Below are 16309 nucleotides of genomic sequence, written 5' to 3'. Positions count from 1 at the left end.
GAGCCCGACTGCGGACCCCGTGACGAGGTTCAGGGTTTGGTTTCAGCTTGCGGTAGCGGCGACAACCGTTGAAAACAGATAGCCTGTATAGGCGACGTAAACCAGCAGCAGCACTGAGCCATCAAAACGGCTGATAACCTTTCGCCCCCTGGTGATTCCCAAGCCCATAATCAGCAGTCCAATCGTCAATGCCAGCATCAGTGCCCAGTCTCGGTAAAGCACTTCGGGGGCTACGGCCATCGGTTTGATAACGGCGGCCAAACCCACAACGGCAAGTGTATTGAAGATTCCCGAGCCGAGGATATTGCCGAGGATCAGGTCGTGCTCGTTTTTTCTGACGGCGGCCAGGGCAGAGGCCAGTTCTGGCAGCGACGTGCCAATCGCTACGATGGTGAGACCGATCACCAGATCACTGACGCCAAGACTTTGAGCAATGGTTACGGCGCCCCAGACCAGCAAGCGAGAACTGACGATAAGCAGAATAAGGCCAATGATGAGCCATAGGATGGCGGTTTTCATCGCCATCAACTCGCTGTCCATCTGGGCATCGATTTCGCCTGCCGATGCGTCTGGTTTGCCCCGCATACCCTGAAATATCGACCAGCCCATGACCACCGCAAACACTGCCAGAAGCACCCAGCCATCAAGCCGGGAAATCTCGCCGTCCAGCAATTGCGCCCCGGCGATCAGGGTCAGTACGATCAGCAATGGAAGTTCTTTGCGAAGCACTTGGGAATGGACGGCAATAGGCGCGATCACAGCCGTAAGGCCTACAATCAGCGCAATGTTGGTAATGTTTGAGCCATAACCGTTGCCCAGTGCAAGCCCGGGATTCCCGTCGGCGGCCGCCATAACCGAAACGGCCAGTTCCGGTGCCGAGGTACCGAACCCGATTATCACCATGCCGATGAGCAGCGAGGGCATGCCCAAATGTTTTGCGGTTGCTGCAGCGCCTTCTACAAACTTGTCTGCGCTCCATACCAGCAATACAAGGCCGGCGATAATTGCGCCAATAGCCATTCCCATAGATCAGCCTCGGTTACGTAGCATCTTTAAAAAATCGGAGCCTGGAAGCCCTGTGGCCAAGAGTATAAGTGCCAGGAAGGTGTGCAAGATACCGCATATGCACGGCTAAGTTTAGCCCCTTGCAAACCACTGTTCGTATGCTGAGGATACAACCGTTAAACTCTTTAGACGAAAGCGCAGCCCGCACACAGATTTCTGACGATTCATAATCGTAATTTATTATTTCTGAAAAATTCAGGATAATTGCGCGCACATACAAAACGGACGCACGCGGCCACGCCCTTTATACCCCGAGGCGCGCCGGCATCCGACACCCCTCTCTGCTGATCGTGGAGGGGCGAAAGGTTCAATCTAGCTAGGGTGAATAACCAATGGATGTTAAACAGGCAGACGTAGTGCTGGTCGGCGGTGGTGTCATGAGCGCCACTCTTGGCATGATGTTAAGGCAATTGGATCCGTCCATGAAAATCGTCATGTTGGAGCGACTGGATCAAGTTGCCCATGAGAGCACTGACGGATGGAACAACGCAGGTACCGGGCACGCAGGGTATTGCGAGCTGAATTACACGCCCGAGACAGAAGACGGCGATGTGAAAATCGAACGCGCTCTGCAGATCAACGCTCAGTTCGAGGTTTCGCTGCAGTTCTGGTCGTACCTGGTAGAGCAGGGCATGTTGCCTGAACCGTCAAAATTCATTAACCGCACGCCGCACCAGAGTTTTGTGTGGGGCGAAAAAGATGTGGCTTTCCTTAAGCGTCGCTATGAGCGCATGAGTGCCCATCACCTGTTCAGCGAGATGGAATACACCGAGTCATCGAGGGATCTGGAAGACTGGATGCCCCTGATTGTTCAGGGTAGGGACCCCATGCAGCGCGTTGCTGCGACCCGTATACGCCACGGCTCGGATGTGGATTTTGGCTCGCTGACCCGAAACATGGTTGAATACCTGCAAAACCAGCCTAACTTTGATCTGATGCTTGGAAGCTCGGTGCACTACATAGATCAGCGCGATAACGGCCGTTGGAAAGTTCGGATTAAAGACCAGCATACCGGCGAAGTCACCAAGCTGGAAACCGGCTTTGTGTTTCTGGGCGCCGGCGGCGGAGCCTTGCCGCTGCTGCAGAAATCCGGCGTGGATGAAGCCCGCGGCTACGGTGGCTTCCCCGTGAGTGGGCAGTGGTTGGTGTGCCGCAAACCCAACGTAGTAGAGCGGCATCATTCCAAGGTGTACGGTAAGGCCGCGATTGGGGCGCCGCCTATGTCGGTGCCGCATCTGGATACCCGTATCATCAACGGCGAACCGGCCCTGTTGTTTGGTCCGTTTGCCGGTTTTACCACGCGGTTTCTTAAACAAGGCTCTCTGTTTGATCTGTTCGGTTCGGTGCGAACGACCAACCTTAAACCGATGTTGTCGGTGAGCAAGAGCAATATGGACCTCACCCGCTATCTGATTGGCGAAGTGTTCCAGTCTCACAGCGATCGTGTTGAAGCGCTGCGGAACTTTTTTCCGGAAGCGGAAGAGGAAAACTGGGAACTGCGCACGGCCGGTCAGCGCGTTCAGATTATCAAACAGGCGGAAAGCGGCGGTGGCAAGCTGGAATTCGGCACGGAAATTGTGTCCTCAAAAGACGGTACGCTGGCGGCGCTGCTGGGCGCCTCACCGGGTGCTTCTACGGCCGCCAATGCAATGATCAGTGTGATTGAGCGTTGCTTCCCGGAGAAAATCAAAACGGACGAGTGGCAGGAGCGCATGAAAGTGTTGGTGCCATCCTACGGCCAGTCGCTGGTGAACGACGGGGCGTTGCTTCGCAAAGTACGGGAAAGAACGCTCTCTACCCTGCAATTGAGGTGATCGTTTCAGGTCAGTCTCACGGGTTTTGAGTGATGACCTCTCAGGCAGTATTGAGTCACTGTAAACATGGGTTCAAGCACCCGTGTTTACAGTGTTTTTTGTGTTTTGTGGCGCAATGAAATTTGCGATTCTCTCGTATCGGCGTAGGGTTGTTGGATAATTTTACGGATGGAGATAGCCTATGAGCGAGCAAAAATACAATCCTGACAAGGGGTATATTGCACTTCTCGGCTGGAGCCTGAACGCCATCGAAGCGGCTGACAAATTCGATCGCCGTTACGTGGTTGTGGCACCTGACTGGGCCGAGCCCTACTGCGAAGAACACAATATTCCCTATGTGCCCTGGAACTTTGAGCGGCTCAACGATCGCTCTGTCGAAATTGCCCAGACACTGAAAGACATGGGGGTGGATGTGTCTATCCCGCTGTTTGAAGAAACCGTTGAGTGGGCGGGCGCGATCAACTCGGTACTGATGGATAAGCCGCGGCTGTTTGGTCAGGCCATGTTGCTGCGTGACAAGGCACTGATGAAGCGTCGTGCACAGCTCGGTGGTATTCGTGTCGGTATTTTTGAAGAGGCCCACGACAAGGGCGATGTAATCCGCTTTCTGAAGCGTGTTAACCAGACGCTGCTCAAGCTTGACGGCGACCCCAACGACCCGATTCATCTGAAAGCATTTGATAAAGCCGGTTGTCTTGGCCACAGAGTAATCCGTACACCGGATGAAGTGGATTCCATCCCGGATGAAGAATTTCCTGTGCTCATGGAATCTCACCTTGATGGCTGGGAATTCGCGGTCGAAGCCTGGGTTCATAACGGCAAGATTGCCTTCCTGAACATCTCCGAATACGTCACGCTGGGGTACTCTGTTTTTGTGCCCGCGACGCCAGATCTTGAAAAGTACCGGGACCAGATTCGAGGCGAAATTGAAAAGCTGATCAAAGCATTTGATATCGATTTCGGTTTTATTCACCCGGAATATTTCGTGACCAGCGACAGCACCATGTACTTTGGCGAAGTGGCTTATCGGCCACCGGGGTTCAAAGTGTTTGAACTGCTTGAAAAGGCTTATGGTTTCAACGCATATCAGGGCCTGATTCTCTCGTTTGACCCCAAAACGACAGCAGAAGAAATGAAGGCCTTCTTCCCGAAAGAAGTGGTGGATGCGAAGGGCTATGCAGGCTGCTTTGGTGTGTATCCAAGGCGCCGGGTGGTCAGCAAGCTGGAGATTCCTGAGGAAACCGAAAATCATGATTACTTTGAATCTCATGAGCTGACGCCGCCGCTTGAAGAAACCGTGACCAAGCGCACAGCATTCGGCACGCACTGGGGGCTAGTGTACTTCTTTGGTGAGGATCCTTATGTGATTCGCGATCTCCTGAAACATCAGGAAGATCTGGATTTCTATGTATAATCGGGCGATGCATTAACAACTATGGGGCTTGATGCAGGCCCTGAGGAACGTCGTTTGAACGATAACCAATCGGGCAATGCAGTTCCGGCGGTGAATCTGGACAGGCTGGCGCAAAAGCTGGATGGTTCAATTCAGGTTCTGGAAGAAAGCCGGTCGTTTGCCAAGCTTGGCAAGCTTCCTGGCTTGTTTGATCTGGTCCGCCGCATATTGATGCAACCGGGAGGTTGCGCAGTGGTTGAGGCGCGGGCTGAACGCCTGGAACTGGCCGGTGTTTTTGCCGGTACAGACTGGGCAGAGCCCACCATATTGCTGCCGGCGTTAACCGTGTATTCGCTGCAAAGCACGAATGCAGACACTGTGGTTGTTGAAGCGCTCAGCGAACTTCGCCTGTTGGCGATTGCTCGCGGGGCCTATCTGCATCCCTCGATGTCTGCAGAGCAGGCGCGCCATTATCTGACTCAGGTTCTTGCGATCAACCTGGGCTTGTTGTTCGGCATGACCGGCGAAGCCGAGCGTGAACAGGGCCGGTTGGCAATGGTCAGCCAGCATGTGGTGCAACACGTGGCCGAGCATATTGGCTATGAGCATGTGATCGACAGCCTGATTGAAGAAATCTGGCGCATCTTGCAGCAGCGGCCAATTCAGGTAGGCGATGCGCGCAAGATGATCACCCAGATTGCCATTTGCAGAGCGGAACCGGATGCCGATCTGGGCAGTGCAGGGCGCGGCGCGGACAGGCTGATTTCCAGTCTTTATGGCCCCACGCGCGGCAGCAGTGAAGATCCGGGTACGGTGGTTTACCAGCAGCGTCTGGAATCAATGGATTCTCAAACGCTGCAAAATGAGGCCACCGGGTTTGCACGCTCTATGCACGACACCGGTCTGGTGTCGCCCTATCATGCGTGCTTCGTGCGTTTCATATTGGAAGATGGCCAGGATAATCTTCTAAGCGAAGCGTTAGGGCTCTCCAGCACCGGCCGTGATTGCCTGATGTGTTACCGGGAGTTGGTATACACTCTGATCACGGAGGGTATCTTTCCTGAAACGGCTCAAGGCCTTTATGGCCTGGCGCTCTTGCTGGAGCGCGGCATTCTTTATCAACCCCCCGTTGCACCCGCACTCTGGCGTCAAGCCCGGTTGAACCTGTGCCCGCAGGCGCGTGAGCGCTTGCAGCTTGCCTATGGCTACCAGCCTCAGGCCGGCGCCTGGTTGATTCAGGGCGTGCTGAGCATGCTGGGGCAACCGTTGGGTGTTGGCCAGGGAAACAACCCGACCTGTCAGTCTGCCAGGGCGTTGTCCATGTGGGCGTATAACGACCCGGATTATCTATTGCAGATGGTGGCCTGGGCTGCCCGAGACAATGAAATCATCATGCATTTTGAAGGTCAGCCGGTTTCCTCGGCGCACAGCCAGGGCGGCGTGGCTTCAGAGGTAACCCTTGATCTTGATCCGGTGTCACTGGTTGTGGTGCCGCACCTTGATCGGATATACGGCGAGATGGGGCGCATGTGTATCGGGCGCGAAGGCGACCCGCACCGCTGGGTGAACCCGGAATTCCACGGTTGGTCGGCAGGTCGGGGTTTTGCCATCAATGTAGACGTGGCGACCGGCAATCTGGCTGATCTTGAAGGCTTTATCCGGCATTTCTACGCCAGCTATCATCCCTATTACAACGGCAATCAGCCGCTTATACACCCTCAGCCCGCTGGCATTGCCGTAACCGACAGGGCCGCGCGGTTTATTGGCTGGCACGCGATTACGGTGCTCCGGGTGGTCCTGGACCCAGAAGGCAATATGCGGGTGTATTTCTACAACCCGAACAACGACAGCGGCCAGAGTTGGGGCGATGATGTGCACGTTAGCACAGAGGGCTGTGGGGAAAGGTTCGGTGAGGCGTCTTTGCCCTTCGAGCAGTTCACCTCCCGGCTGTATATATTCCACTTTGATCCGCTTGAGCGTGGTGAGCCTGCGGAAGTGGGTGAGGAAGAGCTGCAGCGGGTAATGGATCGGGTGTATCGAAGCTGGGGAGAAAGTCGCGTCCCGGCTAAAGAGCTACAGGCAGAGCCGCCACCGGCCGAGTAATGTGATGGCGCAGATGGCGTGCCCCGGCCCGATTATTCAGGCCGGTTCGCGCCCCTTAGCATGGCGTGCAAAAGTTCGGTGGCATCAAATTTAGTCAGTGCTTCGTCGGCGCCTACCTGTTTGGCGTAGCTCAGGCTCATCTCACTGTTCAGGGAGGTGTGTAGAATGATGTACGGTTGTTTCAGAGTGCCGCTGTCGCGTACATCGAATGTCAGCTCGTAACCGTCCAGTCCGGGCATCTCAATATCACTCACCAGAATATCAACAGGGCGCCCCAGCTCGTTGTCTTTTATAAGAACCTGGAGAGCCTCATCACCGTTGGTGGTGACCTGATAGGCGATATTCTTTGTGTCCAGTACGTCGCACAACTGCTTGCGCGCAACGCGAGAGTCGTCTACCAGCAGAATGTTGAGGGCTTTCAGGGTTTCGGTCTGCACATCCGTGAGGGCAACCTCACTGGAATCCAGCGAATCCGGGTATACATTCGCCAGTAACAACTCGACATCCAATAGCTGGATAATATCGCCTTCCACGTCTAGCAAACCGATTATAAACGCCCTGTCTCCCAAGGCAGTGGGTGGCGCTTTTACCTTCTTCCAGTCTGCTTCGATGATCTTCTGTACGCCGCGCACCAGAAAGCCGGTTTGCTGGCGTTGAACATCGGTGATGAGGATTGACGATGTTTTCCATTCATCGGGTGTTAATGCCGGATAGCCAACAGCCCTCGCCATATCAATCACCGGCACGGTGGACCCGCGAAAGCTGGTGGTTCCCACCACTGCACTGTGGCTATGGGGTAGCCTTGTGAGCGGTTTGAAAGGCAATATTTCCCGAATTTTCAGGGTGCCAATCCCAAACAGCCGAGTGCCCGACAATGTGAACAACAGCAGTTTTTGGGATTGCTTGGCTTTGCTGGACATAACGCGGGATCCTTCCAAATACAGCCGAAGCATTGATGCAGATAAAAGAGTGTAGCCTAGGGTACAACGGCATAAGCGAGAATTTCTACCAGCATTTCTTCACGGGCAAATCCGGACACGATAATGGCGGCCCGATTGGGGAAGGGTTCTGATACGAAATCTGCGTATACGCGATTAACGGTAGCAAGATGTTCACGCGCCGTCACGTAAATGACGACCTGGGTGAGATCAGACACGCGACTACCGGCGCTTTCGAGGGTGTGTTTCAGGTTGCTGAGGGTTTGAGTGATCTGGGGCTCGATACCGCCGTTTACAACGTTGCCCTCGGCATCAATGGGGATCTGGGCGGTAAAAAGAACGCCATTGCCTACCGTTGCCCACGCCAGAGGCGATTTGGACGCAGGCAAGTTTGTACTAACCGGATACGGATTCATGGGTGTGTCCTCAGTCGTTATCGTTTGTTCCTGCTCCGGCACCTTGCCGTGAGTCATCGGAAGCTGCTACCAGCATTCGTGTGGCCAGAATTTTGAGGCGTCCCCAAAGATCAGTATCGACATCAATACCTTCAACCAACGAGCGCTCATGCCAGCTTGCCATGGCGTGTCGGTCTTGCCGTAAAAGGTCGTTCAGAGGGGCGTCGGGTTTCAGATCGGGCAACAGGTTCACATGGTTTACCATCACCAGCGTTATCCCATCGTTGGGTTCTGTGTCGTCCGGTGTTGCGGGCAAGCTGTACATGCAGATTTCTGGTTCGGCATCACCGGATTTAAAACTTACCAGGATTTCCGTCAGCGGCTCATGGGAATTGCGCCAAAACGCGGTTACGCTCATGTCGCGCCGGGCGATGCGTGAGAGATAGCCCACAATCAACATGCGATTATGACAGTGACGAATTTTGGTCACTGAAAGCCCCCGGGCCCGGCATTTCGCGTAGCCCATTTCAATGGCCAGACTGGCGTGGCCCAGAACCGTTTTATGGTGGGCATCCACAACGCATAAATCCGCGTCCTGGTAGACCAGTTCAGGTGGCTGGGTTTTGTCCTCGGTAAGCAGAAAATCCAGGCCTTTTTTTAGCGCTGCAATGCCCCCTAAACCGTGCGCTTCCATCCAGGCGACAACGTCGGCTGCATCATTGGCATCGCCGTCATCAAAGCCAATGCCGCTGAACGCTTTGCGGGAAAGCTCCTGCAATTCATTGAATGAGACTTTCACGGTGCTTCACCCTGTGAGGTTTCCCCGATTTCGCCGGAATCGAGATGAGGTTCCAACGGAAAACCCCAGTCATCCAGCTGTTCCGGCGAACGTTGGGGGCTGTTCAGTTCGAAAGCCAGAGGTGCGCCCTGAAACAGGGTGATGCGCACCCAGCGGTCGGATTTGGGATCAAACCGGCTGGCGCCGAAAAACGACAGCTTGGTTCTCAGCAAATGCATCGGCTTCATGTCCCGGTGCCAGAGGTTGGCGCGGATTTCCCCGTAAGGTGTTTCACCGAGAGTCTGAATGCGGCGCACACACTCTTTCTGCTCCGGATGGGCCATAAGAAATTCCACCACCATGGCGCTCGGACTGCGTTCCAGAAAACTCTCAAGTTTAGCGTGACAACGACTGATGCGTGGGCCTATGGCCAGAGCTGCTTCTTTCTCCGCACCTGATTCGTTAGCGCGGATACCCAACCTGGGCTCTTCTTTCTCCGCAGACCGGTACCAGAACCAGTAGTTGTCTTCCGGGCAGTTTTCGCGATAACTCAGAGCCCAACCGAACTTATCGGTAATCAGGTCTCTCAGTTGGCGGGCTTTCATGTCAGGCTGTAATTCCATGGATTCCCGGCACCCGAGCTCGTCTTCAAGGCCGTCCAGCAATTCCGGGTAAAGTTCTATGAGCATCGTATTGATGAGTTCCTGGGCTTCCAGGGAACAATGTTCCCTGGCCCAGCTTATAAGTTCTTCGTAAAGCGTGGGGTGGGCGGCAGTGCGGTCCAGCCAGTTTACGACTTCCGCCACGGAGCCGATTGTTTCCTGATTGCGGAGGGTCTGGTCTTTATCCTCTGTTCGGGTCTGCTGTAGGTGTTTGAGGGCGCGGGCCATCAATTCACGCAGCTTGGAATGAGTCCGGGCGTTGGCGGGCTCCTTACGGGCGCTGGCGAGCGCACGTTCCCGGCCGTAGACCCACTGCTGAATCAGTTGTGGATGGTTAATCAGAAAGGGGGCCATGCCCAGACCGGTCGAATTACCAACGCCCAGATAGCGTTGCAGCTCCGGGTGCAAGGGAACGGCTTGTTCTGGCGATTTTACCTTTGCAAGATAGTTAAGTTGGTCAATCGAAAACTGACGCAGCACGTAGACAGCCAGCATCTGAACGGCAAACGGGCGATTAAAGTCCGAATTGCGCTCAAGCCGCGCAAAGTCGGCCATGCCGAACTTGCCGTTGCCGTAAACCGCCGTGGTTCTGTAAAGGTAGCCTACGGCTGTCAGCCAGGCCGGATCAGGCTGCTGGCCAGCCGCCAGGGCGGCTGCAAACTGACTGAAGTTGCGCAGGCTTTTGTTGGCCCGTGAAAGCACGAGAACCCGCGGATGTTGCCGCCCGGCCTCTTGTAATGGCACGTTGGCGGCCATCTGCTCCAGCAAAGAGTCTTCTACTTCGCCTTCTACCAAGGCAAAAGTGACATCCCAGGCTTCCGCGATCACCCGGTCTGAGCGCAGTTCCGGCGCCAGATCCCGGGAAAAAATCACACAGTGGTAGCAGTTGGCCGGTGTTGTAATCCGGTAGACCGCCAGGCCGTGGCCCGCCGAATCCAGATCAAACACCGTGTTCCTGATCTGCCATTGTTCTGTGATCATCTTTCGCATCAGCGATCTTACAAAGCTGAGCCTGCTGGCAAACATGCTGCCAAGTCGCTCCAGCTTCATCACCTCGCTGGCGGGACGCAGGTTGTTCAGTGCGGATGCAGAAATCGCTGAAAACATGATGTCACCCTTGCCGTTGAAGGCTGCTATTTCAAGTACTGTTCAAGCCTGCTATTTAACGCTACTAGGATATAAGCTTTTGCTCTCGCGCCATGGCGTAGGCTGCTTTTGGGCCAAGCCAGAGTGAGGGCAGAATAATCAGTGAAACCGGGATTGCCGTTATCACGATGAACTGCTGCAGCACACCGATTTGCCCGGCGCCCATATACAGAAGAATGCCAGCCGTACCGGCCATCGCAATACCCCAGAACGCTCTTACAAAGGTGTTTGGCTCGTCATGGCCAGAGCTTACAACGGCGATGGAGTAGCTCATGGAGTCGCCGGTTGTTGCCACAAAAATCGTTGTCAGCACCAGAATGGCCAGGGCCATGAATCCACCGCCAGGAAGTGCCTGGGCAACCGTAAGGGTGGCCACGTCGAAGCGAAAGTTGTTCAGAGCTTCGGTCAGATCGATCGCGCCTGTCATCTGATAGTAAACCCCTGAGCCGCCCAGCAGAGTGAACCACACAGTGGTTGCAATAGGCGCCATAACCGCAACGGCCAGAATCATCTCCCGGATGGTTCTGCCGCGTGAGATGCGCGCTACAAAAATGGCCATCAGCGGTGCATAACCTATGAACCAGGCAAAGAAGAACACGGTCCACCACTGCATCCACCAGGCCGGAGCCGTGTCAGCGGTCATCGTTGCCATGGTTATGAATGAGGAAACATACTCCCCCATGCTTTGGACGTAGGTGTTGACCAGGTACAGAGTTGGGCCGAAAACGAGAATGATGGCCGCAACAGCCAACGCCAGGAAAACGTTCAACCGACTTAAAAGCTGAATGCCACGATGAATCCCGCTAACCGCAGATGAAACATAAATGATGGCCAGCACGACCAGAATAACCATCTGTGTAGCCAGCCCGTCCGTCAGGCCGAACAGTTCACTCAGCCCGAAGCTCATCTGGGTGGCCAGAAAGCCGATCGGGCCTACGGTGCCGGCAACAATCGCGATAACACAGCAGGCGTCTACAACACTGCCCAGCCAGCCACTCATAATGCGCTCACCGAATACCGGGTAAAGCAGTGTTCTGGGTTGCAGTGGTTTGCCTTGCACATAGTGGGCATGCGCCAGAACAATGGCGGTTAAAGTGCCCAGAACGGCCCAGGCCAGAAAGCCCCAGTGCATGAATGACTGTGCCATGGCATTGGAAACGGCTTCTGCGGTGCCAGGTTCCGAGGAAAATGCGGGAGGGGTCACAACAAAGTGATAAATGGGTTCGCCGGCGGCAAAAAACACCCCGCCTCCCGCCAGAAGCGTGCACAGGATGATGGACATCCAGCGGAACGTGCTCATTTCAGGCTCGTCCAGATTGCCTATTTTAGCTTTTGCAGCAGGCGTGCAAGCCAGCCCTATGGCGATGAAGAACGTTGCCAAAAGTAACATCTGGAAATAGGTCCCAAAGACTTTGGCAGTCCAGGCAAAACCGCTGCCAATCAGGTCGGCAACGCCTTTGAGATCGAACAGCGAAAAGCCGACGAACAGCACGACGAAGCCAACGCTGAGCGTGAGCACCACCGGATCACCAAGTTGGGCGAGGGAATAGTCTCCGCCTGACTTGAGGTTGTTATTCTTCATAACGCTTACCTTTGAGTTGGGGCACTTTTGTTTTCAACCGATGCCTTGCAACGTCAGTTATGTCGCCGGGCCGGTTCAGCTGAGTGTTTGCGTGCCTCTTTCCAGTTGATTCAGCCAGTTAAGGCCCATGATTTTCTCTACCTCTGCCTCGGAAAATCCTTTTTTCCGAAGTCCTTCAATAATCGCGGGGAAGTCGCGATTGTCCTGAAACCACGTAAGTGGTTCGGGCCAGCCGGCATTGTTTTTATTGCCTTCGCCATAGTCCATTTGCTTCGACCATCGACCGTTTCGCATCCACTCCAGCACGGAGGGCGGCTGACCTTGACACAAATCAGTTCCAATACCAATGTGATTGATGCCCATCAGGTCGGCCGTATCGGCGACCATGTTGCAGAAGCTTTCCAGCGTGCAGTCTGGCCCATCCTTGAGATGGAACGGATAGACAGAGAAGCCCAACAACCCACCGCTTGCGGCAATGGCTTTGAGCACCGCGTTGGACTTGTTGCGTTTCGCCGGGTGGAAAGATGACGGATTGGCGTGAGAAATGATGACGGGCCGGCTCGATAGTTCAATGGCATCCAGCGTTGATCTTTCCGAGCTGTGTGACATGTCGATGATCATGCCGACACGGTTCATCTCCTCGATAGCCTGTCGGCCAAACCGGGTAATACCGTTGTCTTCCGCTTCATAACAACCGGTCGCCAACAGGCTCTGGTTGTTATACGTCAGCTGCATGATCATCAGGCCGAGGCGGCGCATGACGGCAATCATGTCAATGTCGTCTTCGATGGGCGAGCAATTCTGTGCACCGAAAAACACTCCCACGCGACCGCTTTCATGGGCACGGGTAATGTCTGCGGCTTCATAGACCGGCATGATCAGGTCGCTGTGTTGCTCAAAACGCCGGTTCCAGTCGCCAAAGCGCGACAGGGTTTCGCGGGTGTTCTCGTGATACACCAGTGTGGCGTGCACGGCGGAGACGCCACCGGCGCGCATCTGCTCAAAAATTTCACGGGACCAGTTGGAATACTGAAGTCCATCAATGGTTAGCATGGAGTTCGTCCTCACATCAGGCCCGCACGTAGCAGGTTTTCACAATGGTATAGAATTCGCGGGCGTACTGGCCTTGCTCACGGGGGCCAAAACTCGAATTTTTACGACCACCGAAAGGCACGTGGTAGTCGGTTCCGGCGGTTGGCAGGTTGACCATCACGCAACCGGTTTGCGCCCGCGCTTTGAAATCGGAGGCGAGCTTCAGAGAGTTGGTAATAATGCCGGCGGTAAGTCCGTACTGGGTATCGTTGAGCGTGGCCAGGGCGGTTTCGTAATCGGCAACGCGGATCACGCAGGCGATGGGACCAAACACCTCGTCACGGTTAATCGCCATGGCGTTTGTGGTGTCGGTGAACAGCGCCGGGGTCATGTAGTAGCCTTCGGTTTTGGCTTCAACACGAGCGCCACCGAATGCCAGGGTAGCGCCGTCTGCTTTGGCGCGTTCAATCCAGGCCATGTTGGAATCCAGTTGGCGTTTGTCGGCAATCGGGCCAATCTGCACGCCTTCTTCGAGCGCGTGGCCAACCTTAGCCAGCTCAAGCCGTGCTGTCAGTTTGGCAACGAATTCATCGTGAACCGCATCGGTCACAATCAGGCGTGACGAAGCCGTGCATTTCTGCCCGCTGCCGGAATAGGCACCGTTGAACGCAGACTCTACGGCGAGGTCGATGTCAGCATCGTCGAGTACGATCAGCGCATTCTTGGAGCCCATTTCAAGCTGGCATTTAACCAGATTGCCCACGGTGGCCGCGGCAACCCGGCGGCCCACTTCAAGAGAACCCGTAAAGGTAATAGCCTGTATATCGGGGCTGTTGATCAGGGCTTCACCGGTCTCGCCGCCAGAGCCCATCACCAAGTTGAACGTGCCAGCAGGCAGGTCCTGCTTGCTGATAATCTCAGCCAGCGCCCATGCGCTTGCGGGTACGAGGTTGGCGGGCTTGAACACCACGGCGTTGCCGAAGGCGAGCGCGGGCGCAATCTTCCACACGGCGGTGGCCAACGGGAAGTTCCAGGGGCTGATCACGCCAACGACCCCCAAGGGTTCACGTCGGATGTCTATTTCCACGCCTGGTCGAACCGAGTCGGCACGTTCGTCAATCTGGCGCAGTACTTCCGCCGCGTAATAGTGAAAAAACTGGCCGGAACGATAAATCTCACCTTTCCCCTCTGCCAGAGGTTTTCCCTCTTCGCGGGACAGCAGCTCACCCAGCTCTTCCTGGCGTGCGATCAACTGGTCGCCAATGGCCATCAGAACCTTGTAGCGTTGCTCAAGACCGCTTTTGCTCCACTGTGCAAAGCCGCTTTGCGCGGCGCTGATGGCATCGCGGGTTTGCTGAGCGCTGGCCTGATCGTACTCCCCAATAACATCACTGAGGTCCGATGGATTAATGTTGGGGATACTGGCGGCGCCGGTTACCCATTGGCCGTTGATATAAAGCGGGTGAGAATTGGTCATGAATGCCTCCTTATTACGATGCAGTCATGGTAACGAAGGTGGCATAATAAGAATAATCAATAATAAATATTAAACGATAAGTATTAATTATTAGGTGGCAGTATGATCTCAGACCTGAAAATCCAGCAATTGCGGTACGTCATCATGGTTGTTGAGGAGGGCAGTTTTCATAGTGCCGCCCGACGATTGCACAGAACACAGCCAGCGCTTTCCATGGCCGTGCGCGAGTTGGAGCAGCGCTTGGGGCAGAACCTGTTTGAGCGCGGCTCAAAAAACAGGCTCACGCCTTTCGGTGAATATTGCGTTCCCAGGTTTCGTGATCTTGTTGGTCAGCATGATCGAATGGCCAACGATGTTATCAATCATGCAGACGGCACTCAGGGGCACGTACATATAGCCACGGTGCCGTCAGTGGCCAGCCGCATCATGCCCGCGTTGCTGGCAGAATTCATTGCGCGTTTTCCGGACATCAACATCAGCCTGCACGATGAAAATGCCCACTACGTGTGCCAAATGGTGGCGCAAGGAGAAGTGGATCTGGGCATTACCAGCATTTGGCAAACCAATGAGGACCTCGAATACGCGCACCTGTTTGAGGATAAAATCGGCGTTGTGTGTCGCCGGGATCATATTCTCGCGTCCTGTGAGACGTTGGGTTGGCAAAGTTTGCAGGGCGAAAAGTTGATCCGCAACGGCACCTCCAGGCTACTGATGAGCACTGCTGCGGCCCAGCTGGTTGAAAACAGTGCCTTCTATATATCCAACATGATCTCGTTAATCGCCATGTTGGAAGCCGGTGCCGGCATTACAACTCTGCCAAGACTCGCCTTTCCGGAAACCAACGCAAACTTGTGCTTTGTTCCACTGCACGATCCTGAGGTGGTGCGGCGGATTGGTCTGGTGAAAACCATCAATCGGACACTCGCTCCGGCTGCGCAGGCTATGCAGGCGTTTTTGCTTGAGAAGTTACGGCACGGTGCCGAATAATCTGGCGACAACAGATTCGTTTCTCACAGCTCACAATCGGTCCCGTCCCAGGATTTAAAGCACCCGGTGTCGGATATTGTCAGCGTATCAATCTGTTGGCGTAAACCCGGCGTGGCTTCGTCGAGTGTCAGGTCGGCTGCGTTGCCACCCATGTCGGTTGCCACCCAACCCGGGTGATATATGCCCACGGAAATGCCCTCGCTTTCAAGATTTGCCGCCAGGTTACGCCCGAGATTTATCGCCGCCGCTTTGGATGCGCGATAAATAAACCGGTTACCGGCGGATGAGTTCTGTGATCCCATCTTGCTGGCAATAATGGCGATTTTCGAGGCTCCGCCTGCGTCTCTGTTGGCCCGCAGATTGGGCAGCAGCGCCTGAACGACCAGAAAAACACCGGTCACATTGACCGCAAACGACTGTGCCCAGAGTTCTGGTGCGTACCCTGTTTCCAACTCATCGAACTTGTCCACAGAGACGCCGGCATTGCAGACAAGCGTAGCGATCGGCGTTCCTTCCAGACGCTTCGCGAGCTGTTCAATGCTTGACGGGTCGGCAACGTCGAGCGCCTCCATGCCCGGTGCGTTTCGGGCCGTGCGAATGACGTTTTCCCCTGCGTTTTGCCACTCCTTGGCCAAGGCGCTTCCTATGCCACGATTGGCACCCGTGATCAGTATCGACATCGAGAAATCTCCTATCGTTGTGTTGGTGCTCACTTACCTTTTGGCGCCTGACTGACTATTCTTTATTTATAAAGGTCCGTAGACCCGAGAGCGCCTGTCCTAGGCTTCCAAGTGTAGTGGTCAACTAATCCCGGACAGTATTTTAAGTTTTTCTTCGGCGACCACAGGTGGCATGCCGTCATTGAATGTATGGGGACGCTGCCGGTTGTAGTAGTCCATCAGGTAGTCGCCAATATCTTTCCTCGCGTCGGGAATCG

At 54.9% G+C, this 16309-nt stretch carries 13 protein-coding genes and 1 pseudogene; 4 read left to right on the top strand and 10 right to left on the bottom strand.

The window, feature by feature from the left end:
• Window positions 1–42: 42 nt before the first annotated feature.
• Entirely contained in the window at window positions 43–1026 is a 984-nt protein-coding gene (locus ENI00_RS10860; RefSeq protein ID WP_304101926.1) for a calcium/sodium antiporter, read from the bottom strand.
• A gap of 371 nt (window positions 1027–1397) precedes the next feature.
• On the opposite strand from ENI00_RS10860, the gene mqo reads away from it, so the two are divergent.
• The 3 genes from mqo (at window position 1398) to ENI00_RS10845 (ending at window position 6375) form a co-directional block, all read left to right on the top strand.
• Window positions 1398–2879: a malate dehydrogenase (quinone) gene (gene mqo / locus ENI00_RS10855; protein WP_304101923.1), complete on the top strand. Its 1482-nt coding sequence runs from the start codon at window positions 1398–1400 to the stop codon at window positions 2877–2879.
• A 181-nt stretch (window positions 2880–3060) separates the two neighbouring features.
• Window positions 3061–4293: an ATP-grasp domain-containing protein gene (locus ENI00_RS10850; protein ID WP_304101919.1), complete on the top strand. Its 1233-nt coding sequence runs from the start codon at window positions 3061–3063 to the stop codon at window positions 4291–4293.
• Window positions 4294–4347: 54 nt separating this feature from the next.
• Window positions 4348–6375 carry a hypothetical protein gene (locus ENI00_RS10845; RefSeq protein ID WP_304101918.1) on the top strand — a complete coding sequence of 676 codons (2028 nt, stop codon included), beginning with the start codon at window positions 4348–4350 and terminating at the stop codon, window positions 6373–6375.
• 32 nt (window positions 6376–6407) lie between these two features.
• Here ENI00_RS10845 and ENI00_RS10840 read toward each other — a convergent pair whose 3' ends face one another.
• From ENI00_RS10840 to ENI00_RS10810, 7 genes are all read right to left on the bottom strand, one after another.
• Window positions 6408–7295: a chemotaxis protein gene (locus ENI00_RS10840; protein ID WP_304101916.1), complete on the bottom strand. Its 888-nt coding sequence runs from the start codon at window positions 7293–7295 to the stop codon at window positions 6408–6410.
• Window positions 7296–7351: 56 nt separating this feature from the next.
• Window positions 7352–7729 (bottom strand): RidA family protein, encoded by a 378-nt coding sequence (locus ENI00_RS10835; RefSeq protein ID WP_304101914.1) that lies wholly within the window; start codon window positions 7727–7729, stop codon window positions 7352–7354.
• A 10-nt stretch (window positions 7730–7739) separates the two neighbouring features.
• Window positions 7740–8507, bottom strand: coding sequence for a DUF3726 domain-containing protein (locus tag ENI00_RS10830; protein WP_304101912.1), 768 nt, complete (start codon window positions 8505–8507; stop codon window positions 7740–7742).
• Window positions 8504–10255: a hypothetical protein gene (locus ENI00_RS10825; RefSeq protein WP_304101909.1), complete on the bottom strand. Its 1752-nt coding sequence runs from the start codon at window positions 10253–10255 to the stop codon at window positions 8504–8506. The genes ENI00_RS10830 and ENI00_RS10825 overlap by 4 nt, the downstream gene beginning before the upstream one ends.
• A gap of 64 nt (window positions 10256–10319) precedes the next feature.
• Window positions 10320–11876 carry a BCCT family transporter gene (locus ENI00_RS10820; protein ID WP_304101908.1) on the bottom strand — a complete coding sequence of 519 codons (1557 nt, stop codon included), beginning with the start codon at window positions 11874–11876 and terminating at the stop codon, window positions 10320–10322.
• 75 nt (window positions 11877–11951) lie between these two features.
• Window positions 11952–12929, bottom strand: coding sequence for a dipeptidase (locus ENI00_RS10815; protein ID WP_304101906.1), 978 nt, complete (start codon window positions 12927–12929; stop codon window positions 11952–11954).
• Between the two features lie 16 nt (window positions 12930–12945).
• On the bottom strand, window positions 12946–14385 hold the full coding sequence (locus tag ENI00_RS10810; RefSeq protein ID WP_304101904.1) for an aldehyde dehydrogenase family protein: 1440 nt from the start codon (window positions 14383–14385) through the stop codon (window positions 12946–12948).
• A gap of 102 nt (window positions 14386–14487) precedes the next feature.
• Between ENI00_RS10810 and ENI00_RS10805 the strand changes: the two genes are divergently transcribed.
• Window positions 14488–15372 carry a LysR family transcriptional regulator gene (locus tag ENI00_RS10805; RefSeq protein WP_304101902.1) on the top strand — a complete coding sequence of 295 codons (885 nt, stop codon included), beginning with the start codon at window positions 14488–14490 and terminating at the stop codon, window positions 15370–15372.
• Window positions 15373–15395: 23 nt separating this feature from the next.
• Here the strand turns inward: ENI00_RS10805 and ENI00_RS10800 are convergent, their stop codons facing one another.
• Together ENI00_RS10800 and ENI00_RS10795 are read right to left on the bottom strand one after the other, a co-directional pair.
• A complete protein-coding gene (locus tag ENI00_RS10800; RefSeq protein ID WP_304101900.1) occupies window positions 15396–16052 on the bottom strand; it encodes an SDR family NAD(P)-dependent oxidoreductase in 657 nt (218 codons plus the stop codon).
• Between the two features lie 120 nt (window positions 16053–16172).
• Window positions 16173–16309, bottom strand: a pseudogene (locus ENI00_RS10795) (IS3 family transposase); the annotation flags it as partial.

The sequence above is a fragment of the Marinobacter antarcticus genome, from assembly GCF_011049865.1.
Classification (GTDB): Bacteria; Pseudomonadota; Gammaproteobacteria; order Pseudomonadales; family Oleiphilaceae; genus Marinobacter; species Marinobacter antarcticus_A.
Note: the sequence above shows the minus strand (reverse complement) of the source record. Positions and strands in the feature narration are given on the sequence as shown.